Raw genomic sequence first — 25,324 nt, 5'->3', positions numbered from 1 at the left:
ACAGGGGCCACAAGCAACAAGAGGAACAGAGCGGGTGCTGCAGACTAAGCCGGCGGGAGTATTCGATGCACTGGTCAGCACGGGCGCGCGACTGGAGAACGCCTGCTGGCTGGAACCCGGCCTTGGCGTCGCCAGCTGGCGCAACTGTTACGATCAGACCCGCTACCACAAGCCGGGCCACCATACCCTGAGCGTCTACCTGCAGGGGGGCGAGCAGACCGAGCGGCTGGACGGCCCGGGTGGCCACGGCGGCACCGGCAAGGTGTGCATCATGCCGGATCACCACAGATCCGAGTGGCTGGTGCGCGAGGAGTTTCGCTTTTTCCACCTCTACTTCACCCCGGCCCACCTGACTCGCATCGCCGAAGAGGTGTGCGACAAGGAGGGGCGCCACCTGCTGCTGGAGGACAAGACCTTCATCGACGATCCGCTGGCCGCCAGCCTGGTGCAGGGCCAGCTGATGCAGCTGGACTGGCAGCACCAGGTGGACAGGATGGCGCTATCTCACGGCGCCTGGATGTTGATGCTGCACGCCTATCGCCACCACACCCGGGAGGCGCCGCCGCTGCCCGAGGTGCGTGGCGGGTTGGCACCGGCGGTGATCCGGCGGGTGCAGGAGTACCTGCTGGCCCATCTGGCGGAGCCTGTCACCCTGGCCGAGTTGGCACAGGAGGCGGGTCTGAGCGAATACCACTTCGCCCGCATGTTCGGCCAGAGCCTGGGCTGTCCGCCCCATCGCTACCTGCTGGGGCTGCGGCTCAAGCGGGCCAAGCAGCTGCTGGCCGGCGCCGACTCCCTAGCCAGCATCGCCATCCAGTGCGGTTTCTCGTCCCAGGCCCACCTTGGCAACCGCTTTCGCGAAGCGTTTGGTCTCACCCCGGGTCAGTGGCGCAGCCAGCTGTCATCCTCCTGTCACAGATAAGCGGCAGATTGGTTGGCAACGAGGGGGAGCCTCGTTCCTTCAACCCGCACAGGAGATGCCCTTGAATCATCGCAAACGTCAGACTCGCACCCGCCACCTCTGGTTCAGCCACTGGAACGCCCCCCAGGGCCGCCTTGGCATACCGACCCCGCCCGAACCTCTCGTTCCTCACAGTTCCCGCTGAAAATCGCCACGACCCGATAGGATTTTCCCGACAACTTTGCCACTATTGCGCCATCAGGATGGACTGGATATGGCCGCATGTTTCTGGAACGCATTGAAGTCAAAGGTTTTCGCGGAATAAATCGCCTCTCGCTCGGGCTGGACCACACCACTGTGCTCATCGGCGAGAACGCCTGGGGCAAGTCCAGCCTGTTGCGCGCCCTCTGGTGTCTGCTGGGCCAGGATGCCGAGCCCTACCAGTTCAGCAGCGATGACTTCCATCAGCCCGAAGATCCCGAGCTCGAGCCGGCCCGCCACCTGCAACTGGTGCTCACCTTCAGCGAGCACAGGCCCCAGATGTGCCTGCATTCCCAGCGATTGGCCCGCCTCGGCGCAGCTTGGATCAAGCACAAGGACAAGTTTCACCGCATTCACTACCGCGCCAGTGCCGAGCTGCAGAGCGATGGCTCCGTCACCACCACCCACGACTTTCTCGATGGCATCGGCAAGAGCCTGGCCATCGACAATGCCCACGAGCTGGTCTGCCTGCTCATCACCATGAACCCGGTGTTCCGGCTGCGAGATGCCCGTACCGCCCGAAGCGGGGTGGAGACCCTGCAGTGGGGGGATCTCTCCGAGCTGCGGCTGAGCGAGCTGGCCGACAAGCTGATCGACGAGCCTCAGCGCATCGGCGAGCCCGAGCTCAAGGAGGCGCTGCAGGCGGTACGCCAGCTGATGGATCACTACTTCAACGCGCTGGCCCCCATCAAGAACAAGCCGCGCAGCCAGCGGGAGATCGTCAATCGCCCCATGACCCTGCGCAACCCCGGCAATCTGCAGGCGCTGCTGCGCAATGCCGACAACCGGGCGCTGCAACTGGCGATGGCGGGCATGGCGGCCACCCTGCTGCAGGCGCGGGGCAACCGGGAGCTGGAGCAGGGGGCGCGCCCCATCATGATCCTGGAAGACCCGGAGAGCCGCCTGCACCCCACCATGCTGGCACTGGCCTGGGGCCTGCTGGAACAGCTGCCTGGGCAGAAGCTGCTCACCACCAATTCGGGGGATCTGCTCTCCTCGTTGCCCCTCAACCAGATCCGCCGGCTGGTGCGCCGCCAGCAGGATATCCTCTGTCATCAATTGGGGGGCGAGCGCTACAGCAGCGACGATCTGCGCAAGATTGCCTTCCACGTGCGCATCAACCGTCCCATGTCGATGTTTGCCCGCTGCTGGCTGCTGGTGGAGGGGGAGACCGAGATCTGGTTGCTCTCCGAGCTCGCCCAGATCTGCGGTTACAGCCTGCGAGCGGAGGGGGTGCGGATCATCGAGTTCGCCCAGTGTGGTCAGTCACCCCTTATCAAGGTGGCGCGCGACTTTGGCATCGAGTGGCATCTGCTTACCGACGGCGACGAGGCGGGGGTCAAGTACGCCACCTCGGCGCGCTCCCTGCTCAAGGGGGAGCGGGAGCGGGACAGGCTGACCCAGTTGCCGGCGGCGGACATAGAGCACTACCTCTACCACAACGGCTTCGAGGCGGTGTTCCGGCGTGAAGCTGGCGTCGGGGGGCGCTCTACCCTCAATGCCGGGCGCATCATCAACAAGGCGATTCACCATCGCAGCAAGCCGGGCATGGCGCTGGCGGTGGTGGAGGAGGCGGAGCGGCTCGGCGGCGAGCACATCCCGCCGGTGCTGCGCCAGATGTTCGCCCGGGTGGTGGCGCTGGCCCGTGGCCAGAGCTGAGCCCTTCGTCGCAGGCTGATACGCGGCAGGGATTGGGGATGGCGGCGGCTTTGGGTATACTCGGCCCCTTCATCCGGCGCCATCGGCGCGTTCTGAATTCTTGCTGCTGGAGGCGTCATGTTCGTCCAACTCCCTTTTTGGCTCTTTCCCCTGACCGGCCTGATGGCGCTGGGGGCCCTCATCGCCCTGGGCCTGGTGCTCTGGCGCGGTGATCTCTGCCCGGGCCAGCGCTCGCGGATCACCACCCAGCTCTTCTCGGTCTGGGTGATCACCGGCCTCTCCCTGATGCTGGCGGTGGAGGCCAAGGCGGCCGACTGGCTGATCTGGAGTGGCGGCGCCGCCCTGATCCTGGGAGTTGTGCTGTCGCTGGCCCAATCCCGGCTGGAGGGCAAGCGCGCCATCCCGGCCACCCTGTTCTGGCTGCCGGCGGTGCCGCTGCTGGTCTATGGCATCGGCTTGCTGCAGATCCAGGGCTGGCTTGGCGGCCTGCTGCAGATGGTGCTGTTGGGGGCGGCCTTCGCCCATCTGATGCTGCTGCGGGCCCGTCACCGTCTGCAGGCGTTCAACACCCTGTTGCCGCTGGCCGGGCTGGTGGCCGCCATCCTGAGCCTGCTCTGGCTGGCGGTGCTGGTGGGCTGGCAGGGGAGCGGCGCCGGCCTCGATGCCCTGATCTCCGGCGTACTGACCCAGGCGGCCCTGCTGATCGCCGCCCTGCTGCTCTGGTTCAGCCCGCTCTATCGCCAGCAGGAGACAGCGCCGGTGGTGGTTTCCACCGCCCTGTGCGGCCTCATCATCGCCCAGATCGCAGCGACCAGCGTGCTGCACCAGCTGGCCTGACCGACCGGCATCATGAAAAAGCCCACCCCGGGCAACCGGGGTGGGCTTTTTGCTGGCCGCGCGCGGCCCCTAGTAGAAGTCGTCGGCGCCGCAGATGAAGAGGCAGCTGCTGCGCGGCTGGGCCAGGTACTCCCGGGTCAACCCTTCGAGCGGCATGCCGAAGGTGCTGATGTCCTCGGGCGAGGGCAGGGCGGTATCCAGGATCCGGCGCCAGTAGCCACCGACCCCCTTGGGGGGGCTTGGCAGGTTGAAGGTGAGCGGCTCCCAGTAGGCGTTGAACAGCACGTAGAGGGCCAGCCGGGTTTCGCTCGACAGGGCTGACATGGCGATGGCGTGGGAGTGATGGCCGAAGTCCGGCTGGGCGGCGTTGACCCCGTGCCAGCAGATCTCGCTGTGGCGCAGGATCTCGGTCAGCGACAGCGGCATGCTCTCCTGCTCCGGGCGCTGGAACAGGTGCTTGCGATACTGGATCAGCTCCTTCATGAAGCGGAACATCTCCTGCCCCCTGGCATCGGGCTGCCACTGCATCCAGCAGGTGGCGTTGTCCTGGCAGTAGCCGTTGTTGTTGCCGTGCTGGCTGCGCAGCACCTCATCCCCCATCAGCAGCATGGGGGAGCCCACCGAGAGCAGGGTGGCCACCATCATGTTCTTGGCCTGACGAGTGCGCAGGGCGTTGATCTGGGGATCCTCGCTCGGCCCCTCCTGGCCGTGGTTCCAGCTGAAGTTGTGATCACAGCCATCCCGGTTCTGCTCGCCATTGTCCTCGTTGTGCTTGCCGTTGTAGCTGGTCCAGTCCCACAGGGTGAAGCCGTCGTGGCAGGTGACGAAGTTGATGCTCTTCTCCGGATCGGCGTGGTGGTAGTGGTAGATGTCCGGGCTGCCGCACAGCCGCTCCACGAACGCCATCACCGCGTTGTCATCCCCGCGCAGGAAGCGGCGCACGTCGTCCCTGAACTGGCCGTTCCACTCGCGCCAGCGGGCGCCGGCCAGGCTGCCCACCTGATAGAGGCCCCCCGCATCCCAGGCCTCGGCGATGAGCTTGATGTCGGCGATGCGGGGATCGGTGTCGATGGTGCGCAGGGTCGGTGCATTGGCCTGGGGCTGGCCCGATTCGTCCCGCGACAGGATGGCCGCCAGGTCGAAACGAAAGCCGTCCACGTGCATCTCCTGTCGCCAGAAGTGGAGGCTGTCCATGATCATGCGCAGCACCACGGGGTGGGCGCCGTTGAAGGTGTTGCCGCAGCCCGAGTAGTTGGTGTCCTTCTGATTGGCATCGAGGATGTAGTAGGCCTCGTTGTCGATGCCGCGAAAGGAGAAGGTGGGGCCATCATCGCCCCCCTCGGCGGTGTGGTTGTAGACCACGTCCAGGATCACTTCTATGTTGGCGCGGTGCAGCGCCTTGACCATGTCGCGAAACTCGGTGAGGGGATCATCGCCGCTGGCGTACTGGGCGTGGGGGGCGAAGAACGACATGGGACTGTAGCCCCAGTAGTTGGAGAGCCCCCTGGGGGCATCCTGGGGATCGAACTGGAACACCGGCAGCAGCTCGACCGCGGTGACGCCGAGGGATTGCAGGTAGGGGATCTTCTCGATAAGGCCGAGGTAGGTGCCACGCAGGGCGGGGTCGACCCCCGAGTCCGGCGACTTGGTAAAGCCCCCCAGGTGCAGCTCGTAGATCACCGAGCGGGAGAGGGAGTGGGCAGGCAGCTTGTCCCCCTCCCAGTCGTAGTTTCGGGTATCCACCACCCGGTTCTTGGCGCAGCAGGCCAGGTTGCTGCCGGGGCGGGCCGCCGCCCAGCGATCGTAGTTGGCGCCCAGCTCGATGCTGCGGCCATAAGGGTCCAGCAGCACCTTGTCGGCATCGAAGCGGGTGCCGTAGTAGGGGCGCCAGGGGCCCTGGATGCGATAGGCGTAGCGCTGACCCAGCCCGATCCCCTCTATATGGATGTGCCAGTAGTAGGCGGTGCGGTTGAGGCGGGGGGAGAGGGGGATCACTTCCGGCGTGGCATCGTCGGCGCTGGCAAACAGCAGCAGTTCGACCCGACTGGCAAGACGGGCCCAGATGGCGAAGTTGACGCCGTCGTGCTCGGGTGTGGCCCCCAATTGACGGCAATGACCGGCGGAGATACGCATGATAAACCTACCCAAAACGAGGAGTTACAAACCATCTGAGTGTAGTGCGCCAGCTTGGCCCACAAGCTGCTTGCCTGAAAAAACCGCGCTCTGTTGCAAATTCCTGCGATTTATGCCGGTTTAATCTACGAATGAAGTTTTTTTAGGATATTTACTTGCAATCTGAGCGCCGGCGCCTATTATTGGCGACCTCAGACGCGGGGTGGAGCAGCCCGGTAGCTCGTCGGGCTCATAACCCGAAGGTCGTCAGTTCAAATCTGGCCCCCGCAACCATCTGAGTTCTTGCATCAGCCTTGTTTCACAATGTGTTGATAAACAAGAGAATTCGAACAGGCTACTGCTCAGCCTGAACGAAAGAATACGGACGCGGGGTGGAGCAGCTCGGTAGCTCGTCGGGCTCATAACCCGAAGGTCGTCGGTTCAAATCCGGCCCCCGCAACCAACTATTTGTATCCATGGCAGGCAATGCTCTGCGGTGGAGACGAAGACAGCAAGGGGCAACTGCTCTGTCTCTTGTGGTGGCAATACAATTCGGACGCGGGGTGGAGCAGCTCGGTAGCTCGTCGGGCTCATAACCCGAAGGTCGTCGGTTCAAATCCGGCCCCCGCAACCAACTATTTGTTTCCATGGCAGGCAATGCCGCGCGGTGGAGACGAAGACAGCAAGGGGCATCTGCTCTGCCTCTTGTGGTGGCAGTACAATTCGGACGCGGGGTGGAGCAGCTCGGTAGCTCGTCGGGCTCATAACCCGAAGGTCGTCGGTTCAAATCCGGCCCCCGCAACCAACTATTTGTATCCATGGCAGGTAATGCTCTGCGGTGGAGACGAAGACAGCAAGGGACAACTGCTCTGTCTCTTGTGGTGGCAGTACAATTCGGACGCGGGGTGGAGCAGCTCGGTAGCTCGTCGGGCTCATAACCCGAAGGTCGTCGGTTCAAATCCGGCCCCCGCAACCAACTAATTTGTGTCCATGGCAGGCAATGCCGCGCGGTGGAGACGAAGACAACAAGGGGCAACTGCTCTGCTTCTTGTGGTGGCAGTACAATTCGGACGCGGGGTGGAGCAGCTCGGTAGCTCGTCGGGCTCATAACCCGAAGGTCGTCGGTTCAAATCCGGCCCCCGCAACCAACTAATTTGTGTCCATGGCAGGCAATGCCGCGCGGTGGAGACGAAGACAGCAAGAGGCAACTGCTCTGCCTCTTGTGGTGGCAGTACAATTCGGACGCGGGGTGGAGCAGCTCGGTAGCTCGTCGGGCTCATAACCCGAAGGTCGTCGGTTCAAATCCGGCCCCCGCAACCAACTAATTTGTGTCCATGGCAGGCAATGCCGCGCGGTGGAGACGAAGACAACAAGGGGCAACTGCTCTGCCTCTTGTGGTGGCAGTACAATTCGGACGCGGGGTGGAGCAGCTCGGTAGCTCGTCGGGCTCATAACCCGAAGGTCGTCGGTTCAAATCCGGCCCCCGCAACCAACTTCCCTTCTTTATTACCTTGTTCCTCTAGCTTGTCATCCAGCCGCCTTCGCGGTCTTTCTGCTTTGTCTCCTTTTCACGCTTGATATTGATTTTCAAGTGCAATCTGGCTGTGACCCCGCTTTGTTGGGTATCATCTCTGGTATCTCTTCATGGATGAGGGCCTTGCCCGATGATGCAACCATTTACCTATCTGCCGCCGCAGATCGACATTCACGACGCCAGCCTTGCTGCCGTCCTCACCAATGGCCTGGCCGCCAACTTGCTGATCTGCGCCGAAGAGCGGCGCGAGAGCCTGCTGGCCCTGCCCGAGCTTGCCGCCGTCAGCGCCCAGATCGCGCTGGGGCAGAAAGCCCCCTACAGCCTGGTGCTGCACAATACCCTGCAACTGCTGGTCTTCCTGCCGGCCCGTCCCGCGCGCGATCATGCCCTCTACAAGCAGGTGCGCAGCTGGGTTGCGCCGCTGGCCGGGCTCAAGATTGAGCGACTGGGGCTGCATCTGGAGGGGTTTGACGAGGCCGATACCACTCTCCTGGCCGAACTGGCGCTGGCCACCCTGCTGGCGGCCAACGTGCCGCTGCCAAGCCACAAGCATCGCAGCGAAGATCCCTGGCGCTACCAGCAGATCGCGGTCTCTCCCAATTGCGTGCTGGATCTGGCGCGGATCTATGCCGAGGCCGAGGGCAACGGCATCGCCCGCCATCTGGCGGTGTCGCCCGCTTCCGATCTGACCGCCCGCAGCTACCGCGAATGGGTACGTCAGCTGGCCCAGAGCGAGGGGTGGCAGTGGCATGAGTACGATCAGGCCCAGCTGGCCGAGCAGGGGGCCGGTGCCTTCATCGCGGTGGCGCGCGGCTCGGAAGACAACCAGGCCGCCATGGTCAAGCTGAGCTATTGCCCACCCAATGCGGTGCGGCGAGTGGCCCTGGTGGGCAAGGGGATCTGTCACGACTCGGGCGGCTACAACCTCAAGGTTTCCGGCAGCATGTACGGCATGCATCTGGACATGGGGGGCAGCGCGGTGGCGCTGGGCACGCTTCACGCCATCAGCCGGGCCAGGCTGCCCTACGAGGTGCACTGCTGGCTCGCCATCGCCGAGAACCACATAGGGCCGCTCGCCTACCGGCCGGGGGAGGTGGTGACCGCCCTCAATGGCACCACCATCGAGGTGGTGGATACCGATGCCGAGGGACGCATGGTGCTGGCCGACACCCTCAGCATGGCGGTGCAGGACAACCCGGATCTGCTGATCGACTACGCCACCCTGACCGGGGCCTGCAAGCGGGCGCTCGGCAGCCGCTACAGTGGCGCCTTCACCAACCGGCCCCAGTGGCTGAGCGAGCTTATCAGCCTGGGTCAGCGCAGCGGTGAGCGAGTCTGGCCCTTCCCGCTGGATGAGGATTACGACGACAACCTCGATAGCGAGTGGGCCGATCTGTTACAGTGTGCGCCCGGCGCCTCGCCGGATCACATCGATGCGGCCCGTTTCCTCAGCCGTTTCGTGCCTGCCCAGACCCCCTGGCTTCACCTCGACTTGAGTGGTTTTCGCAACAAGGGCGGCAATGGCGTAGTCAGCAGCGAGGTGACTGGTTTCGGGGTCAGATTGACGCTGGAACTGCTGGCCGGCCCGCTGGGGCGGCGCAATGAACTTGATCAACCAGAACAGTAAGGGATCCCGTGAAAGAACCAAGTTATGACTGGGTGTTGTTCGATCTGGATGAAACCCTGGTCGATTTCCCGGTCGCTCAGGCGCTGGAGCAGACACTGCACATTTACGGCGTGACGCCGACTCCGCCCAAGATGGCGGAGTACCACGCCCTCAACCACCGGCTCTGGCAGCAGTACAACTCCGGCGAGATCGATGCCGTCCACCTGCAACAGACCCGTTTCTCCCTCTTTGCCGAGCAGGTGGACGTAGCGCCGATGGCGATGAACGACACCTTCCTGCAGCAGATCATCGCCTTGAGCGTGCCGCTGGAGGGGGTGGAGGAGACTCTGCAGGCGCTGAAGAGCAAGGTGAAGATGGGGATCATCACCAACGGTTTCAGCCTGCCCCAGCGCGGGCGCCTAGACAAGCTGGGCTGGCAGGCCTGGTTCGAGCCGCTGGTGATCTCGGACGAGGTGCAGGTGACCAAGCCGGCGCCGGCCATCTTCCAGCACGCGCTGGCACTGATGGGTCAGCCGAGTCCGGCGCGGGTGCTGATGGTGGGGGACAACCCCAAGACCGATATTGCCGGCGCCGCGGCCCAGGGGCTGGCGACCTGCTGGTACAACCCGGCCCGTCAGGATGGTCCGAGCGAGGCGACCCACGAGATCCACCACTTCACCCACCTCTCGGCCATCGTGCTGGGCGAATAGGAACTTCTGCTGCGCAGGGGAAGTGAAAAAAACAAGGCAGCCCACGGGCTGCCTTGTTTGTCTCCGGCTCTTGCTAGCGGCCGAGGCGGGCCAGCAACCAGGACTCCAGCAGGGCCACGCCGGGCGCCAGCACGGCTTCGTCGAAGTCGAACTCCGGGTGATGGTGGGGTGCCGCCAGATTGGCCCCCAGGATCAGGTAGGCCGCCTGGCCGCCGTTACGTTGCACCCGCTCGATGAGAAAACCGGCATCCTCGCTGGCGCCGAAGCGGCGGGTGTGAATGGTCTCCAGCTTGAGCGCCTGAGCGAGCGGGATGATCTCCTCAAGCAGGGTCGGGCTGTTGTCGATGCCGATGGCCTCGCCCTGCTTGCGAATGAGGTAGGTGGCACCCTGCATCATGGCGGCCCCTTCCACCATCTGCTGCACCTGGCTGAACATGTAGTCGTTGAGGGCCGGTGTGGCGCCCCGGGTCTCTCCCTGCAGCAGGGCATGGCCCGGGATCACATTGCGGCCACTGCCCGCATGGAGCTGGCCCACGTTGATGCGGGTCATGCCGTCGCGGTGGCGGGCGATGCCGAGCATGGCGGTAGTGGCCATGCAGGCCGCCGCCAGCGCATTGCTGCCGGCGTTGGGCTCGAGCCCCGCGTGGGCGGCGCGCCCCATGAACTCCACGTCGAACTTGGTGGAGCAGAGAAACTCGGTGGGATTGACCACCAGCTCGCCGCTGTTGGCGTGAATGCCGATGTGCAGCGCCAGCAGGGCATCCACGTCGTCGAGCTGGCCACCGGCGGCCAGCGCCTTGCCGCCGCGACACCCCTCTTCAGCGGGCTGGAAGAACAGCTTGATACGGCCGTTCAGTCGATCGGCGAGGGCGGCGATGCGCTCGGCCAGCACCAGCCCGATGGCGGTATGGCCGTCATGGGCACAGGCGTGCATCCAGCCGGGGTTGCGCGAGTGCCAACCTTCCTGGCTGGGGGGATGCAGCTCATCCTGGCTCTCCTCGACCTCCACCGCGTCGATGTCGAAGCGAAAGGCCAGGGTCGGGCCAGGTCGGCCGCTGTCCCACAGTCCCATCACCCCCGTTATCTCTTCGATCCGGCCCAGCCAGTCCGGATGGGCGCCCTGGCGCAGGGCTCGCTCCTTCTGGGCCTGCACGTCGATGTTGCGTCCCATGATGAGATTGCTGGCCAGCAGCTTGTCACCCAGCATGATGGAGAAACCGAGTTCATTGAGGTGGTGAGCGATGAGGGAGCTGGTACGAAATTCACACCAGGCCGCTTCGGGCAGACGATGAAGATCACGACGCCAATGGCTTAGCGCATCCTGTGTCATGGTAATTCCTGCATGGCGAATCCAGCGGATATTGTGACGGGCAGGGGGGCAAGAGTAAATCCCGCAGACACAAATGCAACAGGGGGAGCCACTGGCTCCCCCTGTTTACGCTGCCGTGGCACGACAGCTCTGTTTATATACACCGACTGGTGCTAACCACCTTGTCTGCACTCATTTTCGATGAAACGACCAAAAATGACTGAATGCGGTGAATTAACCAGCGCACTGGTGCCTGTCGTTGCCCATGCGGATCACGAAGTGGGCAACCAACCGGCTCAAAGCTGTGACAGCGACGGCAGAGAGACGGCAACCAGAGTGAAAAACACGGTGAAAACGGCAGTAACCACAAACTCTTTCATATTATTGTCTCCCTTGGCTGACTGATGATGGAACCAAGATACCACAATTGCGCAGTAAAACAATAGTAAAGTGTGTTTATGTGGCCATAGTTGTCGCGTAGCGCTCGAAAGCGTCATTTTTATAAATCTAAGGCTGTTTTATCAGCTTCGAGATGGGTGTTGGGCATTCACCAGGATTTGATGGTGTTTTTGTTTAATAAAATCAATGTGTTATTTTTATTCTTGTTGCGTTTTATGCAGGGTCTTATATGAGGCTTTTTTGGTTTTTTAAAATTTTGTCGGCAAAAGCAGACAGTTTTGCTGGCGATGGGGTGAGTCTGGCATGGTTTGGACTGCTGTCAGCACCATTTTCCCTACCCCCAGCATTTCTTGTCGTGCACCGGGGATTTTTCCCTGTCGTGACGCCACCTTCTGGCGGCGGCACGCTCGCAAATTTGCAGAAATCCTGCGGTTGATGAGAGTCGTGCAACCATTGAACCGACCCTGTTCGACTCTTTTCACGGCATGTTGGCGGCTCGATGGGGGCTGCTGATGGCAGGTACATGACCACTTGATGACAAGGAGGGTGAGCTGACTGCACAGGTCGCGATGGCCCTGTGCAGTGTTTCGCTGCGAGCCAATGGCAGGTGGGGAGGCTTGCTGGCTGCATCGCCCTGACCGGGCTGCCTGAAGAGGCGAGGGGAAGGCAGGGAGCCATGGGCGGGGATAACGGCAGACATGGCCAGAGGGTGGAATGGGAGCGGGCGTGCCGGCAGGTGGCCCGCGCCAATAAAAAACCCTCCAGCGGAGGGTTTTTTGTCACAACAGCCTGAACAAGCGGGGCTTAGAACAGGGTGGTGGAGAGATCGTAGAGCTCCTGGTTGAACGGACGCTTCAGGTTCTCGATGCAGTCGATGATGTCGTGGTGCACCATCTCGTTGCCCTGAATACCGACGCAGCGACCACCCTGACCGGCCAGCAGCTGTTCGACGGCGAAGGCACCCATGCGGCTGGACATGATGCGATCGCGGGCGGTCGGGGAGCCACCGCGCTGGATGTGGCCCAGGATGGTGGCGCGGGTTTCGCGACCTGTCATGGCTTCGATATCCTTGGCCAGGGCGTTCACGTCGGTGACATGCTCACAGATGGTGATGATGGCGTGGCGCTTGCCTTTGGCTTCCCCTTCCTTGATCTGTTGCAGCAGCTTCTCTTTGTCGAAGGCCACTTCCGGCACGATCACGTACTCGGCACCGCCGGCGACGGCGGCAGACATGGCCAGGTCGCCGCAGTGGCGGCCCATGATCTCGACCACGGAGATGCGGTGGTGGGAGCTGCAGGTGTCGCGCAGACGGTCGATGGCATCCACCACCACGTTGAGGGCGGTGTCAAAGCCGATGGTGAAGTCGGTACCGGCGATGTCGTTGTCGATGGTGCCCGGCAGGCCGATGCAGGGGAAACCCTCTTCGGTCAGCTTCTTGGCACCCATGTAGGAGCCGTCACCGCCGATCACCACCAGGGCGTCGATGCCGTGTTTTTTCAGGTTTTCGATCGCTTCGGCGCGCACTTTCGGATCTTTGAAGGCCGGGAAACGGGCGGAGCCGAGGAAGGTACCGCCACGGTTGACCACGTCGGAGACACTGTGGCGCTCCAGCTTGACGATACGGTCCTGGTGCAGACCGAGGTAGCCATCATAGATGCCGTAGACTTCCAGGCCATGATGCAGGCCGGCGCGCACCACGGCGCGAATGGCTGCGTTCATACCCGGTGCGTCGCCACCACTGGTCAAAACACCAATACGTTTGATTTGTTTGGTCATGAGTGCCTCTGGATCTGAGTTGTCGAATACGAAAGGGTTAAATGAGACAAGCCACTTTTACTATATCGGCTTTCATATGGGATGCGCTGGCTGCCATAGGAAAAGCGATACGCAGGAGGGGGCAAGCGCCCCCTCCATGGCAGCCGATTACTTGGCCGCGCCAGCGATGATCTGGGAGAAGTCGTCCACTTTCAGGGACGCACCGCCCACCAGGCCGCCGTCGATGTCCGGCTGACCGAACAGGTCGGCAGCGGTAGCACCGGTCACGGAGCCTCCGTACAGGATCTGTACCTTGGCAGCCACGGCGGCATCAAACCCGGCCAGGTACTGGCGAATGTGAGCGTGCACGGCCTGTGCGATTTCCGGGGTAGCGGTCTTGCCGGTGCCGATGGCCCATACCGGCTCGTAAGCCACGACGGCGTTCTCGAAGGAGGCGATACCGCAACGATCGATCACGGCTTTGAGCTGGGTTTCGACCACGGAGTTGGTGGTGCCGGCTTCGAACTGGGCCAGAGTCTCACCGATGCACAGCACGGGGATCAGGCCGCCTTTCTGGATGGCTTCGTACTTGGCAGCAACCACATCGTCGGTCTCTGCGTGCAGGGTACGACGCTCGCTGTGGCCGACCAGGGAGTAGGTGCAACCGAAGGCTTTGAGCATGGACGGAGCGTTCTCGCCGGTGAAGGCGCCAGACTCGTGAACGTCGGCGTTCTGGGCACCGTAGGCAATCTTGCTGCCGGCGGTCAGCTGCTCAACCAGACCCAAAAAGATAACCGGCGGGCAGACGGCGACTTGTACAGAAGGATGAGCGGCAGCCGCCGGGGTCAGTCCTTTGATCAGAGCTTCGACGGAAGCCTTGGTGCCGTTCAGTTTCCAGTTACCCATTACCAGGTGCTGTCTCATCTTCTATATCTCCTAGGCATTTGATTGCGCGACATTATATGAATTGAACCGAGCCCAAGATAGCTGACCCGGCGGCAAATGACGTAATTTTTTTTCGCTTTCCTGATCCAAATCAGGAATGAAAGGCTCGATCGCTCAATCGGTGACCTGACCCCGCAGACGGGCCCACCATACCCCAATCCATTCGTGAATGGCAGCCTCGGAATACATCAGATAGCGCCCCTTGGGCAGGTAGCTGTAGAGGGGTTGCACCACCTGACTCTGCTTGGCGGTGTAGTCGGTGGGGGCCGGCACGGCATTGAGTCCCTGACCCTGATAGAGCGCCATGGCCCGCGGCAGGTGGGTGGCCGAGCTCACCAGCGCCACCCGCTTGCCCTTGAGATGCTGGCTGATGCTGACCGCCTCGTCGTGGGTGTCTTTGTTGTTTTCAAACAACGTCATCCGCGAGCGCGGGATGCCGAGGCTTGCCGCCATGCGGGCGTTGACCTCGGCGTTCGAGAGAGGATCCCCCGACACATAGCCCGAGAAGATGAGCTCCGCCTGCGGATAAGCCTGGGCCAGCCGTACCCCCTCCAGAGTGCGGGCCAAGGCGATGTTGTTCTGCCAGCTGCGCTCAGGGACGGCCGGGTCGCTCACATGGCCGTTGCCAAGCACGACGATGGCCTCGATGTCCGGATGCTGGCTCACCTCGAAGGGGGGGAAGGTCTGCTCCAGCGGGCGGGCCAGCTGGTAGCTCACCGGCCGCATCCCCATCAGGGCGACGATGAGCAGGGCCAGGGTCGCCAGCAGCTTGCCGGTTTTCTGAAAACGGGTGAACCAGAGCAGCAGCAGCGCCAGCAACAGCAGGGTGACGGAGAAGGGGAGCGGCATCAGCAGCTGACCCAGCCACTTTTTAAGCACAAACACGGCAGAGAGTTCCTTGAGTTTTCAGCAAATTCGGGATGTGACAGAATACCTCTCTTTTTTGGGATGGCCACAACCCTGTGGCGCAATAGTTGAGTTTCTCCTTGAAGCACGATCAGAGTTTCGACGGGCGGGCCGACAAGTTCGCCCGCAACATTTATGACTCCACCAAGGGGCGCATCCGCACCACAGTGGTCTGGAGCGACATCGAAGCCTGCCTGGCCCGCCTTGGCAACCGGCCTCTGCGCATCCTGGATGCGGGCGGCGGGTTTGGCTACTTTGCCCAGAAGCTGGCGGCCATGGGCCATCAGGTGGAGCTGTGCGATCTCTCCGCCGAGATGCTGGCGCTGGCCCGCAGCCAAATCGCCGAGAAGGGGCTGGAAGACAGAATCCGTCTCATCCATTGTCCCATTCAGGATCTTAAAGCACATGTGACCGGCACCTTCGATCTGGTGCTCTGTCACGCGGTGCTGGAGTGGCTCGCCGAGCCGCGCCAGACCTTGCTCGGTCTGTTCCCTTTCGTCAATGCCGGGGGCATACTGTCGCTGCTTTTCTACAACCGCCACGGCCTGCTGTTCCAGAGCCTGGTGGTGGGCAATTTCGATTATGTGCGCCTAGGTCTTCGCAAGAAGCGGCAGACGGCGCTGACCCCCACCAATCCCCAGCTGCCGGAGCAGGTGTATGACTGGATTGGCCGGGGCGGGCTCAAGATAATCGGCAAGACCGGGGTGCGGGTGATCCACGATTACATGCGCCACAAGCAGGATCAGCTGGAGAAGTTCGACGATCTGCTGGCCATGGAGCAGCAATATTGCCGGCAGGAGCCGTTTATCTCCCTGGGGCGCTATATCCACGTGATGGCGCAGAAACCCGCCGGTTGAGCCCCCTTTTTCGATGCTACCGGATGTAGCCGCGCGCAAGGCTTTGCGCCCAATACAACAACGAGATGACAACGTCATGATGAGTACATCCCGTACCCTGCCAGAGATGGTGGGATGGGTCAGGCAGGAGGGGCTGGCGTTGAGCCTGCCCACCGACCGGCTGGCCTTTCTGATTGCAATCAAGACTCTGTCCGAAGATGAGTCGGACCTGTCGGAAGCGGCCCTGCACGATGCCTTCGGCTACGTCAGCAACGCCTTCGGCCAGATGGACGAGACCCTCACCGGTCGCGCCAACAACGCCATCAACGATCTCATTCGCCAGCAGCTGCTGTCGCGTTTCAACACCGACATGGTGGCGGGGGAGAGCCTCTATCGCCTGTCGCGTCTTGGCATGAGCATCGTCGACTTCTTCATGGATCAGCGCCAGGTGGACTCCATCAAGCTCTCCATCCTGCTCGAGCACCTTGCGGCCGAGCTCGACACCGCCCGCAAGGCGGCGCTCGAGACCAATACCCGCGAGCAGTGGGATGCCGAGGTGCTGCCGCGCCTCACCTTCTCCCTGGAAGAGACGCTGGGACGCATCGATCTCACCCAGCGCGCCATGGATGAGCAGCAGAATCAGGTCAAAAGCGAGATCGCGGCCCTGCTGACCCAGAACTGGGTCGATGCCATCCACAGCTGCGAAAAACTGCTGCACGAGACCGGCCAGACCCTGCGCGAGCTGCAGGATACCCTGGACGCCGCCGGCCACCGCCTGCAGGCGGGGCTGCTCAACATTCAGGAAGCGGCGCAGGGGCGCGAGGATCTGTTCCACGTCGAGGAGCTGACCCACGCCCTGCAGGGGCGCCTTGATGTCATCACCAGTTGGGGCCAGCAGTGTATCGAGCTGTGGGCCCGCTACGACAGGCACGTCCACAAGTTCATCCGCAACGCCATCGACATGGACAAGAACCGCGCCTTCAGTCAGCGGCTGCGCGAGTCCATCCGCAACTTCGATCAGCACAATTGGCAGCTGCGGGTGGCCGAAGAGCCCCGCCTGCTGGAGCTGCGCGACGAGACCATCGCCATCCACGACGAGGAGGTGACCGGCGAGGTGCCCCTCGAGATGGAATACATGGAGATGGTAGACATCAACCAGGAGCTGGCCGAACGCATCGAGCGCTACCTGGCCCGCTACCCCGAGCAGGGTCAGCAGCTGGATCTCGCCGACGTGCTGCGCGAATACCTGCTGGACTACCCGGCCCATGCTCACTTCGACGTGGCGCGTCTTTTGATCGACCAGGCCGTGCGCCTGGGCCATGCCAGCGGCGAGCACCAGCTGCATCGTCAGCCCGCATGGAAACCCATTAACCAAGCTGGATCCAAGGTTCAGGCCTATGTCATTGATCAATACTGAATTTCCCTTGCCGCTGCGGCTCGCAGAGGCGATTGCCAACCCCTTGTTTCCGCGCATCGACACCGCCCTGCGCTCCGGTCGCCACATCAGTGCCGACGAATTCGAGCAGCACTCGGCGCTGGTGGAGTATCACCAGGAGCTGGAGATCTTCTACGGCCGCTATCAGGTCGAACTCATCAAGGCGCCGGAAGGCTTCTTCTACCTGCGCCCGCGCCCGAGCGCCGACATCGGCACCACCGTGCTTTCCGAGCTCGACATGCTGGTGGGCAAGGTACTCTGCTACCTCTACCTGAGCCCGGATCGCCTCGCCTCGGAAGGGGTGTTCGCCATGGGCGAACTGCAGGAGGAGGTGTTGAGCCTGGCCGACGAGAAGCAGCTGCTGCGGATGGTCAACAGCCGCTCCGGTGGCACCGATCTGGACAAGAAGAAACTGCTGGAGAAGATCCGTACCTCCATGCGCCGCCTGCGCCGCCTTGGCATGATCACCGCCCTTGGCAACAGCGACAAATTCCGGGTCAACGAGTCGGTGTTCCGCTTCGCCGCGGACGTGCGCTCCGATGAGGATCCGCGCGCCGTGCAGCTGCGGATGATCCAGGAGGGGGAGGCCATCTTCCACGACGACGAAATGCCGAGCAGCGACTCGCTGTTTGATGACATCGAGGCGGACCTCGATGAAGAACAACTGGATCTGGAGGTATAAAAGGTGCGAGGCAAGTTCAAATCCCTGACCATGGTCAACTGGAACGGCTTCTTCGCCCGGACCTTCGATCTTGACCAGCTGGTCACCACCCTCTCCGGCGGCAACGGGGCGGGCAAGTCCACCACCATGGCGGCCTTTATCGCGGCCCTCATCCCCGACCAGTCCCTGCTTCACTTCCGCAACACCACGGAGGCGGGCTCATCCAGCGCCTCCCGTGACAAGGGGCTCTACGGCAAGCTGCAGCGCGGACACTGCTATTCGCTGCTGGAGGTAATGAACAGCCGTGAGCAGCGGATCTGGGTCGGCGTGCACCTGGAGCAGGTGGCCAACCGTGACAACAAGGTCAACATCACCCCGTTTGCGCTGGTGGATGTGCCGGACAATCTGGCGCCCACCGATCTGCTGCTGGAGAAGCTCGACGACGGCAAGGGGCGGGTACGTGCCTTCGCCGATCTGAAGGGGGCGGCGGCCGAGCTCGGCGCCATCAAGGTCGCCAAGTTCAATACGGTGACCGACTATCACAACTTCATGTTCGAGTTCGGCATCACCCCGAAGAAGCTGCGAGATCAGAAGGATCGCGGCAAGTTCTACCGCCTGATCGAGGCCTCCCTCTATGGCGGTATCTCTTCGTCCATCAGCCGATCCTTGCGCGAATACCTGCTGCCGGAGAACTCCGGGGTGCGCAAGGCATTCCAGGACATGGAGGCGGCCATCTATGAGAACCGCCGCACCCTTGAGGCTATTAAAGAGACCCAGGGCCAGCGGGATCTTTTCAAGAACCTCATCACCGAGACCACCCACTATGTGGCGGCGGATTACGTGCGCAACGCCGCCGAGAAGAACCGCCTCTCCGAGCTGGCCCTCAAGGCCCGCCAGGAGCTTGCCGGCAAGCGTCGCCTGCTGGCCGAAGAGAAGCAGCGTGCCATCTATCTGGCGGACGAGGTGGAGCAGCTCACCAACCGCGAGAAACTGCTGACCGACGAGCTGGAGTCCGCCGCCGAGCACCTGGCCAAGGTGCTGGCAGCCGTGGCACTGCAAAAAAAGATCGAGATGTATCGCGCCGATCTGGCGGATCTCTCTGACAAACTAGAACAGCAGCAGGCGGTGGTGGAAGAGATCCATAGCCAGTTGCTGGAGGTGGAGGAGCGCAAGGAGCTGGCCCAGGCCGAGGTAGACAGCCTCAAGACCCAGCTGGCCGACTATCAGCAGGCGCTGGATATTCAGCAGACCCGCGCCATCCAGTACCGTCAGGCGGTGCAGGCCCTGGAAAACGCCCGCGAGCAGTGCGAGCTGCCGGGGCTGACCGCCGAACAGGCGAGCGACACCCTGCACCAGTTCCGCGCCGCCGAGCAGAGTCTCACCCGCCGGGTGCTGGGAGCCGAGCAACAGCTGGCGCTGGCCAAGGCGGCTGTGGCCGAGCACGAAGCGGCGCTGGCGCTGCTTTTGAGCATCGCCCCCGAGACTGCGCGCGAGGCCGCCTGGCCTACCGCCCAGGCGCTGCTCAAGCGTCATATCGAAGACAAGGCCCGCATCGCCCAGGGGCAGGGGCTGCGCGCCGCGCTGGCTCGCCTCGAGAAAGAGAGCGAAAGCCAGCAGGCGCTGCTGCGCTTGCGTGACGAGCTGCAGCAGGCCTCCGGTCAGCTGATCGCCAGCCAAGACGAGCTGGAGTTGTTTCTTGAGGCCCAGCGTACCCGTCAGGAGGAGCTGGCCGAGCAGCAGGCCGAGGTCAATCAGCGCCGTGCCAGCCTCGAGCATCAGGGCGCCCAGCTTGGCCGTGATATCGCGGAGCTGACCAAGCTGGCCCCGCGCTGGCTGAAATCCTTCGAAAAGCTCGAGCAGCTGCGCGAGCAGAGTGGCTTAGCCTTGGCCACCGCCGAAGAACTTTCTTCCGGCATGCAGAGCGTGCTCGACAAGGAGCGCGAGTTCGAGCAGGAGAGCAACCGCATCGCGGCGCAGAAACAGGCGCTGGAGCTGCAAATTCGCAACCTGCAGCTGGGGGCTGGCGAGGCAGATCCGCGCCTTGCCCGCATTGCCGAGCAGGTGGGGGGCGTGCTGCTCTCCGATGTCTACGACGACATCTCCATCGACGATGCCCCTTACTACTCCGCACTCTATGGCCCGGCTCGCAGCGCTCTGGTGGTGCTCGATCTCGAAGGCGCCATCGAGCGGCTGAAAAAGCTGGAAGATTGCCCGGAAGATATCTATCTCATCCAGGGCAACCCCGACTCCTTTGACGAGGATCTGGTGGAGGCCGACGAGCTGGGTGACGCCGTGCTGGTGCGCACCAGCAAGCGTCAGGTGCGCTTCTCCCGCTACCCCGAGCTGCCGCTGTTTGGCCGCGCCGCCCGGGAAAAGCGGATCGAGCAGCTCGACCTTGAGCGCGAAGAGCTGATCGAGGGCTACGCCAAGGCCGCCTTCGAGCAGCAGAAGTACCACCGCCTCTACGGTCACTTCCGCGACTTTATCGGCCAGCATCTGGATATCGCCTTCCGCCCCGACCCGGAAGCGGAAGTGCAGGCCAAACAGGCCGAGCAGCGCAAGCTGCAAGAGACCATCGCCGAGTGCAACAAGCAGCTGACCGAGGCCAAAGCGGCCGCCGCCCAGCTGACCCGCCATATCCAGCTGGTGCAGGGGATGCTGCCCTTTGCCCACCTGTTTGCCGAGACAGAGCTGGCTGCCCGCCTCGAGGCGGCTCACGCCGATGTGGAAGCGTTGAAACAGGCCGAAGCCTTTATCGCCAAGCACGGCAAGTCGCTCGAGAAGCTGGAAACCATGGTGCAGGTGCTGCGTCAGGATCCGCAGGATCTCTCTGCCCTACAGGCGGCGTTTGACGAAGCCAACGAATTGCTGGCCGAGCAGAAGCGCCGTTGCTACGCCCTCGATCAGCTGGTGGCCCGCCTGCCGCACTTTGCCTATCAGGATGCGCAAGACCTGCTGGGCAAGGCCTCCGAGATGAGCGAGCGACTCAAAGAGAAGCTGAAAGCTGCCGAGCTTGCCGCCCGCACCGCTGGCGAGCAGCACAAGCAGATTGCCCAGCGCCATACCGAGGCGCTGCAGCTGCGCACCGCGCTCAACTCCAGCGTCGAGGCCAAGCGCCAGACCCTGACCGAGTTCGAGCAGGAGCTGGCGGCCATGGGGCTGACCCTCTCTGACGACATGGAAGAGAAGGCGCGCGCCCACAAGAAAGAGATTGAAGAGCTGCTGATCCGCACCCGTTCCCGTCGCACCAGCGCCGAGGCCCAGCTGCAGGTGACCAAGCGCGAGATCGAATCTCTCGGCGGTCGTCTCAAGCTGGAAGGCAAGGATTACTATGGCGCTCGCAAATCCCTGGTGGGTCACAAGGCGAGCTGGTCGCGGGTGGTGCGGCTGGCGCGGGAGACTGACGTCGAGAAGCGCCTCAACAAGCGCGAGCTGGCGTACCTTGACAGCGACGAGCTGCGCTCCATGTCGGACAAGGCCCTCGGCGCCCTGCGGGTGGCGGTGGCCCACGATGAGGCCCTGCGCGATGCGCTGCGTCTCTCCGAGGGCAACCGCAGCACCGAGCAGAAGGTGGCCTTCTACGTGCAGGTCTACCGTTACCTCAAGGATCGTATCCGCAACGACATCATCCGCTCCGATGATCCGGTCGAAGCGATCGAAGAGATGGAGATCGAGCTGGCCCGTCTGGCCGACGAGCTCAAGCAGCGGGAAACCCATCTGTCGCTCTCCTCTCACGAGGTGGCGGCCAAGATCACCAACATCATCCGCCGCGAGCAGAACCGCATCCGGGTGCTCAACCAGGGCCTGCAGAACATTGCCTTCGGTCTGGTGCGCGGGGTGCGCCTCAACGTCAATATTCGCGAGGCCCACACCCGTTTGCTGACGGCGCTTGCCGATCAGACCGCCATGCACAACGATCTGTTCGCCGACAAGGAGCTCAGCTTCTCCGAGGCGATGGCCAAGCTGTTCCAGCGCCTCAACCCGCAAGTGGAGCAGGGGGATCGCAGCTATCAGGTGATGGGCGACGTGCTGCTCGACTATCGCAACTACCTGGAGCTGGAGATCGAGGTGCAGCGCGGGGCCGATGGCTGGCTGCGGGCCGAGAGCGGCGCGCTCTCCACCGGCGAGGCGATCGGTACCGGTCAGGCCATCCTCTTGATGGTGCTGATCAGCTGGGAGGAGGAGTCCCGCCGTCTGCGCGGCAAGGACATCGCCCCCTGCCGCCTGTTGTTCCTCGACGAAGCGGCGCGGCTTGATGGCAAATCCATCGCCACCCTGTTCGAGCTGTGCGAGCGGCAGGATATGCAGCTGCTTATCGCGGCGCCGGAGAACATCAGCCCCGAGAAGGGCACCACCTACAAGCTCATCCGCAAGGTGCAGGGCAAGCACGAACACGTGCATGTGGTGGGTCTGCGCGGCTTTGGCTTCGCCGACGACAAGCTCATCGCCTGACAGAGGCTGACGGACGAGGTATGAAAACGGGAGGCTTGGCCTCCCGTTTTGTTTGGAAACTGTGGCAAAGTAGCGGCGCGGCCATGGCTGGCCGGCACCACGCCGGTTCGCTCATGCCCGCTACCGCTTCATTGGCATCGACAACCCCGCAGGGGAGCAAGGACAAGGCACATGGTTGAAAAGGGGCAATTTTTGCGAAAGGGGCTGCTGCTGTCGCTCATTGTGCTGCTGGCCGCCTGCAGCAGTCGCTATGACGAGAGCCACGGCGGCAGCTGGCGCGGCTATAGCGAGACGGGGCTTGCCTCCTACTACGCCGATCGCTACCACAACAAGCGCACCGCCAGCGGCGAGCCTTACCAGCGCCACGCCAACACCGCTGCCCACATGGAGTTGCCCTTCGGCGCCATGGTGCGGGTCACCAACCTCGCCAACGGCAAGAGCGTAGTGGTCAGGGTCAACGACAGGGGCAATTTCCCGCGCGGGCGCATCATCGATCTCTCCAAGGCGGCCTTCAGCGCCATCGGCAATCCCCGCGCCGGGCTTATCAAGGTCAGGGTCGAGGTAGTGAATTAGCCAGCGATCTGAAAAGGGGAGTGCCATAAATCCATATGGTACTGACTGCTCCATCAGGGACGGGTTTGATTAAGCCCGCCAGATGGCCGGCCTAATCTGCCCCCATCACTGTGACGGGAGGTTCTACAGCCCGCCAGCCCAGCTCACTCTCGTAATGCTTCAGCCATATCCCCTGTCCCTTTACATTCATTTCTCCTTATCTCAAGACTGTCTCACCCTAACCCTGCCTCGCATATTGTTCCGACAAACGATGACAACAATCTCAAAATATTGATATTTAATGTATTTTGCTGTTTTTTGTTGAATTTGCAAAAAAAAGTTTAAAAAAAAGGGAGGCCTGATGCTATCTTAGGCGCAGTAACATTTATGAGGGAGTGAGAGCGTCATGACCATTGAACGATATGCCACCGACAAGCCTTTTCCCTTTGCCGATGCAGTGAAGGCGAACGGTTTTGTCTTCCTCTCTGGCCAGGTTTCGATGACTGCCAGTGGTGAGCCGCTGTATGGTTCGGTTGCGGAGCAAACCCGGCGGATTATGCAGTCGATAGACGGGACGCTGACACGGGCGGGCGTGAGCCTAGATCAGGTCGTCAGGGTGCAAGTGTGGCTGAGTGACATGAAACACTTTGCCGAATTCAACGCTGAGTATCGCACTTGGTTTTCAAATGGCTTCCCGGCTCGCTCGGTGACTAGCAGCGCGCTGGCATTTGGGCTGGATGTGGAAGTTGAAGTCCAGGCGACCGCTTCATAGAGAGAGAATTCACATGGACATGAAACATGGCAGTCTGATCACTGCCTTGACGGCATCCCTTGACACCCTTAGAACCACTATTCCCGCCAATACCGAAGCGGTATTACATGATCTGACCAGACCCGAGGCGTCCATCATCGCCATCGTCAATGGGCATGTAAGTGGCCGCAAGAAAGGGGATGCGCTGTTATCCGGACCGGATGATGACATGGGCTTTTTGGGGCTGCTCGAGGCCTCATCCGATATCAGGCACCGCACATTCAGCGGTTATGTTTCCAAGACGGCTTCCGGGAAGCGCTTGAATAGCGCATCGACAATCTATTACGGCGAGGGTGGCACTCCATTGGTGGCATTTTGCATCAATGTCGATATGGAAACTGTCAATCAATTGAAGCGCGATCTGGATTATCTTTTCCTGCCAGCCGGCATGGAAGAAGGGCTGGGTGGCAGGACGAGCAATATATCCATCCAGACGTTGGATGATGTGTTGCAGAGATATCGGCAGACAGGCTCAGAGAACAAGATTGACTTCAGAAGGCGCGTCGTATCAGACATTCATGGCATGGGGTTTTTCAAGATAAAAGGTAGTGTCAACCATGTCGCCAGAATGTTGGGGGTGACGCGATACACGATTTACAACTACCTGGAGAAATGCGATGAAGAGTAGTAGCTCGATAAAGATCCCCTTCTATCAAGTGGATGCGTTTACCTCTCGGCCTTTTGGCGGTAATCCGGCCGGGGTATGTCCTCTTGAGACGTGGCTGGATGATGAAGTGCTCCAGGCAATCGCCATTGAAAACAATTTGTCCGAGACTGCTTTCTTTATCCCGGCAGAGGATGGTTATCACTTGCGCTGGTTTACACCGGGGGTCGAAGTCGATTTGTGTGGGCATGCGACTCTGGCCGCGGCCTGGGTGCTTTTTAACAAGCTGGACCATGCTGGTGAGCGCATTCATTTTCACACCCGCAGCGGACTTCTTACCGTGACCCGCTCAGGCCATGAATACTGCATGGACTTTCCTGCCAAGGCGGTGACTCAGATAACGCCTCCATCGGGATTGTTGGCTTCACTCGGTATAGAAGAAGGGATCGTTGGGGTATGGCAATCTGATGATCTGATCGTGCTGGTGGATGACAGGCAGATCATCGACAGACTGGCCCCGGATTTCAATACGCTGGTGCAGTTTGATACCCGCGGTGTCATTGTGACGGCGGCCGATGAACGCTTCGATTTTGTCTCTCGCTGGTTTGGCCCTCAGGTTGGCGTCAACGAAGATCCGGTGACCGGCTCTGCGCATACCTTCTTGGCGCCGTTCTGGGCAGCACGAACAGGAAAGAAAGAGCTAATTGCCCAGCAAGGGGGGGCGCGCAAGGGCACATTGCGTTGTCTGGTACGGGATGACGGTCGCGTGGAGTTGTATGGTGAGGCTCGCATGACGATCGAAGGCTTCTTCCTGCTGTAGTGGTTCCAAACGCCTTATTACCTTGCCCTATCGGAGGCGGATGACGAGCGCTATCTGCTGGCGCGGTGCAAGAGGGAGTGGGTCGACGAGATAGGCCAGATGATAGAGGGGCATCACGCTCTGCGTTCCCGGCAAGATTCCCCCTTTGCCCTTGTGGAGCTCTTTCTCCGGGCCCCGACATCGTCGACTTCTCTCTTGGCATGGTGTGCGAGACACTCC

The 25,324-nt window shown here is 61.9% G+C and carries 19 protein-coding genes and 8 tRNA genes; 22 read left to right on the top strand and 5 right to left on the bottom strand.

Going from position 1 to position 25,324, the window contains the following annotated elements:
• The first annotated feature begins 34 nt into the window (after positions 1 to 34).
• The 4 genes from CK627_RS15860 to CK627_RS15850 all read left to right on the top strand — a co-directional run bounded on the left by CK627_RS15860 (position 35) and on the right by CK627_RS15850 (position 3,658).
• Positions 35 to 922, top strand: coding sequence for a helix-turn-helix domain-containing protein (locus tag CK627_RS15860; protein WP_017780172.1), 888 nt, complete (start codon positions 35 to 37; stop codon positions 920 to 922).
• A 61-nt stretch (positions 923 to 983) separates the two neighbouring features.
• Positions 984 to 1,106 (top strand): hypothetical protein, encoded by a 123-nt coding sequence (locus CK627_RS23170; RefSeq protein ID WP_257620924.1) that lies wholly within the window; start codon positions 984 to 986, stop codon positions 1,104 to 1,106.
• Between the two features lie 77 nt (positions 1,107 to 1,183).
• Complete coding sequence (locus tag CK627_RS15855) at positions 1,184 to 2,821, top strand: ATP-dependent endonuclease (protein ID WP_005300490.1); 1,638 nt, start codon at positions 1,184 to 1,186, stop codon at positions 2,819 to 2,821.
• 117 nt (positions 2,822 to 2,938) lie between these two features.
• The gene (locus CK627_RS15850) at positions 2,939 to 3,658 is read left to right on the top strand and encodes an HI_1241 family integral membrane domain (protein ID WP_095592832.1); all 720 of its coding nucleotides are present in this window, start codon (positions 2,939 to 2,941) and stop codon (positions 3,656 to 3,658) included.
• A gap of 69 nt (positions 3,659 to 3,727) precedes the next feature.
• On the opposite strand, the gene glgX is transcribed toward CK627_RS15850, so the two are convergent.
• Positions 3,728 to 5,791, bottom strand: coding sequence for a glycogen debranching protein GlgX (gene glgX / locus CK627_RS15845; RefSeq protein ID WP_095592831.1), 2,064 nt, complete (start codon positions 5,789 to 5,791; stop codon positions 3,728 to 3,730).
• A 196-nt stretch (positions 5,792 to 5,987) separates the two neighbouring features.
• On the opposite strand from glgX, the gene CK627_RS15840 reads away from it, so the two are divergent.
• From CK627_RS15840 to yjjG, 10 genes are all read left to right on the top strand, one after another.
• A tRNA-Met gene (locus CK627_RS15840) sits at positions 5,988 to 6,064 on the top strand.
• A gap of 92 nt (positions 6,065 to 6,156) precedes the next feature.
• Positions 6,157 to 6,233: transfer RNA gene (locus tag CK627_RS15835), tRNA-Met, on the top strand.
• A gap of 94 nt (positions 6,234 to 6,327) precedes the next feature.
• A tRNA-Met gene (locus tag CK627_RS15830) sits at positions 6,328 to 6,404 on the top strand.
• A gap of 94 nt (positions 6,405 to 6,498) precedes the next feature.
• Positions 6,499 to 6,575 (top strand) — tRNA-Met (locus CK627_RS15825).
• Between the two features lie 94 nt (positions 6,576 to 6,669).
• Positions 6,670 to 6,746: transfer RNA gene (locus tag CK627_RS15820), tRNA-Met, on the top strand.
• Between the two features lie 95 nt (positions 6,747 to 6,841).
• Positions 6,842 to 6,918: transfer RNA gene (locus tag CK627_RS15815), tRNA-Met, on the top strand.
• 95 nt (positions 6,919 to 7,013) lie between these two features.
• Positions 7,014 to 7,090, top strand: a tRNA-Met gene (locus CK627_RS15810).
• A 95-nt stretch (positions 7,091 to 7,185) separates the two neighbouring features.
• Positions 7,186 to 7,262 (top strand) — tRNA-Met (locus CK627_RS15805).
• 172 nt (positions 7,263 to 7,434) lie between these two features.
• Positions 7,435 to 8,931, top strand: a complete 1,497-nt coding sequence (locus tag CK627_RS15800; RefSeq protein WP_095592830.1) for a M17 family metallopeptidase — start codon at positions 7,435 to 7,437, stop codon at positions 8,929 to 8,931.
• Between the two features lie 8 nt (positions 8,932 to 8,939).
• Complete coding sequence (yjjG, locus tag CK627_RS15795) at positions 8,940 to 9,620, top strand: pyrimidine 5'-nucleotidase (protein WP_017780167.1); 681 nt, start codon at positions 8,940 to 8,942, stop codon at positions 9,618 to 9,620.
• 73 nt (positions 9,621 to 9,693) lie between these two features.
• Here the strand turns inward: yjjG and CK627_RS15790 are convergent, their stop codons facing one another.
• The 4 genes from CK627_RS15790 to elyC form a co-directional block, all read right to left on the bottom strand.
• Complete coding sequence (locus tag CK627_RS15790) at positions 9,694 to 10,950, bottom strand: M20 family metallo-hydrolase (RefSeq protein WP_017764583.1); 1,257 nt, start codon at positions 10,948 to 10,950, stop codon at positions 9,694 to 9,696.
• A gap of 1,182 nt (positions 10,951 to 12,132) precedes the next feature.
• The gene (pfkA, locus tag CK627_RS15785; protein WP_005300508.1) at positions 12,133 to 13,104 is read right to left on the bottom strand and encodes a 6-phosphofructokinase; all 972 of its coding nucleotides are present in this window, start codon (positions 13,102 to 13,104) and stop codon (positions 12,133 to 12,135) included.
• Positions 13,105 to 13,251: 147 nt separating this feature from the next.
• A complete protein-coding gene (gene tpiA / locus CK627_RS15780; protein ID WP_011706224.1) occupies positions 13,252 to 14,007 on the bottom strand; it encodes a triose-phosphate isomerase in 756 nt (251 codons plus the stop codon).
• A 135-nt stretch (positions 14,008 to 14,142) separates the two neighbouring features.
• A complete protein-coding gene (elyC, locus tag CK627_RS15775; protein ID WP_042049455.1) occupies positions 14,143 to 14,913 on the bottom strand; it encodes an envelope biogenesis factor ElyC in 771 nt (256 codons plus the stop codon).
• Between the two features lie 101 nt (positions 14,914 to 15,014).
• Here elyC and cmoM point away from each other — a divergent pair, with 101 nt between their 5' ends.
• From cmoM to CK627_RS15735, 8 genes are all read left to right on the top strand, one after another.
• Positions 15,015 to 15,791 carry a tRNA uridine 5-oxyacetic acid(34) methyltransferase CmoM gene (cmoM, locus tag CK627_RS15770; protein ID WP_010634083.1) on the top strand — a complete coding sequence of 259 codons (777 nt, stop codon included), beginning with the start codon at positions 15,015 to 15,017 and terminating at the stop codon, positions 15,789 to 15,791.
• A 76-nt stretch (positions 15,792 to 15,867) separates the two neighbouring features.
• Entirely contained in the window at positions 15,868 to 17,187 is a 1,320-nt protein-coding gene (gene mukF, locus CK627_RS15765; protein WP_005300519.1) for a chromosome partition protein MukF, read from the top strand.
• Positions 17,168 to 17,887: a chromosome partition protein MukE gene (mukE, locus tag CK627_RS15760; protein ID WP_005300522.1), complete on the top strand. Its 720-nt coding sequence runs from the start codon at positions 17,168 to 17,170 to the stop codon at positions 17,885 to 17,887. The genes mukF and mukE overlap by 20 nt, the downstream gene beginning before the upstream one ends.
• A 3-nt stretch (positions 17,888 to 17,890) precedes the next feature.
• On the top strand, positions 17,891 to 22,318 hold the full coding sequence (gene mukB / locus CK627_RS15755; protein ID WP_095592829.1) for a chromosome partition protein MukB: 4,428 nt from the start codon (positions 17,891 to 17,893) through the stop codon (positions 22,316 to 22,318).
• A gap of 171 nt (positions 22,319 to 22,489) precedes the next feature.
• The gene (locus CK627_RS15750; protein ID WP_167385367.1) at positions 22,490 to 22,891 is read left to right on the top strand and encodes a septal ring lytic transglycosylase RlpA family protein; all 402 of its coding nucleotides are present in this window, start codon (positions 22,490 to 22,492) and stop codon (positions 22,889 to 22,891) included.
• Positions 22,892 to 23,276: 385 nt separating this feature from the next.
• The gene (locus tag CK627_RS15745) at positions 23,277 to 23,642 is read left to right on the top strand and encodes a RidA family protein (protein ID WP_017787994.1); all 366 of its coding nucleotides are present in this window, start codon (positions 23,277 to 23,279) and stop codon (positions 23,640 to 23,642) included.
• 13 nt (positions 23,643 to 23,655) lie between these two features.
• On the top strand, positions 23,656 to 24,309 hold the full coding sequence (locus tag CK627_RS15740) for a helix-turn-helix transcriptional regulator (RefSeq protein WP_017787995.1): 654 nt from the start codon (positions 23,656 to 23,658) through the stop codon (positions 24,307 to 24,309).
• Positions 24,299 to 25,105 (top strand): PhzF family phenazine biosynthesis protein, encoded by an 807-nt coding sequence (locus CK627_RS15735; protein ID WP_095592828.1) that lies wholly within the window; start codon positions 24,299 to 24,301, stop codon positions 25,103 to 25,105. The genes CK627_RS15740 and CK627_RS15735 overlap by 11 nt, the downstream gene beginning before the upstream one ends.
• Positions 25,106 to 25,324 lie beyond the last annotated feature (219 nt).

It is taken from the genome of Aeromonas dhakensis, assembly GCF_002285935.1.
Classification (GTDB): domain Bacteria; phylum Pseudomonadota; class Gammaproteobacteria; order Enterobacterales; family Aeromonadaceae; genus Aeromonas; species Aeromonas dhakensis.
This window is presented reverse-complemented; position numbering and strand designations above follow the sequence as displayed.

Excerpts from the sequence above, each read along its gene's own strand:
- mukE (WP_005300522.1), top strand. The coding sequence starts at position 17,168 with ATGTCATTGATCAATACTGAATTTCCCTTGCCGCTGCGGCTCGCAGAG.
- CK627_RS15735 (WP_095592828.1), top strand. The coding sequence starts at position 24,299 with ATGAAGAGTAGTAGCTCGATAAAGATCCCCTTCTATCAAGTGGATGCG.
- CK627_RS15855 (WP_005300490.1), top strand. The coding sequence starts at position 1,184 with ATGTTTCTGGAACGCATTGAAGTCAAAGGTTTTCGCGGAATAAATCGC.
- CK627_RS15850 (WP_095592832.1), top strand. The coding sequence starts at position 2,939 with ATGTTCGTCCAACTCCCTTTTTGGCTCTTTCCCCTGACCGGCCTGATG.
- pfkA (WP_005300508.1), bottom strand. The coding sequence starts at position 13,104 with ATGACCAAACAAATCAAACGTATTGGTGTTTTGACCAGTGGTGGCGAC.
- mukF (WP_005300519.1), top strand. The coding sequence starts at position 15,868 with ATGATGAGTACATCCCGTACCCTGCCAGAGATGGTGGGATGGGTCAGG.
- CK627_RS15790 (WP_017764583.1), bottom strand. The coding sequence starts at position 10,950 with ATGACACAGGATGCGCTAAGCCATTGGCGTCGTGATCTTCATCGTCTG.
- glgX (WP_095592831.1), bottom strand. The coding sequence starts at position 5,791 with ATGCGTATCTCCGCCGGTCATTGCCGTCAATTGGGGGCCACACCCGAG.
- tpiA (WP_011706224.1), bottom strand. The coding sequence starts at position 14,007 with ATGAGACAGCACCTGGTAATGGGTAACTGGAAACTGAACGGCACCAAG.
- CK627_RS15750 (WP_167385367.1), top strand. The coding sequence starts at position 22,490 with ATGGTTGAAAAGGGGCAATTTTTGCGAAAGGGGCTGCTGCTGTCGCTC.
- CK627_RS15745 (WP_017787994.1), top strand. The coding sequence starts at position 23,277 with ATGACCATTGAACGATATGCCACCGACAAGCCTTTTCCCTTTGCCGAT.
- CK627_RS15800 (WP_095592830.1), top strand. The coding sequence starts at position 7,435 with ATGATGCAACCATTTACCTATCTGCCGCCGCAGATCGACATTCACGAC.
- CK627_RS15740 (WP_017787995.1), top strand. The coding sequence starts at position 23,656 with ATGGACATGAAACATGGCAGTCTGATCACTGCCTTGACGGCATCCCTT.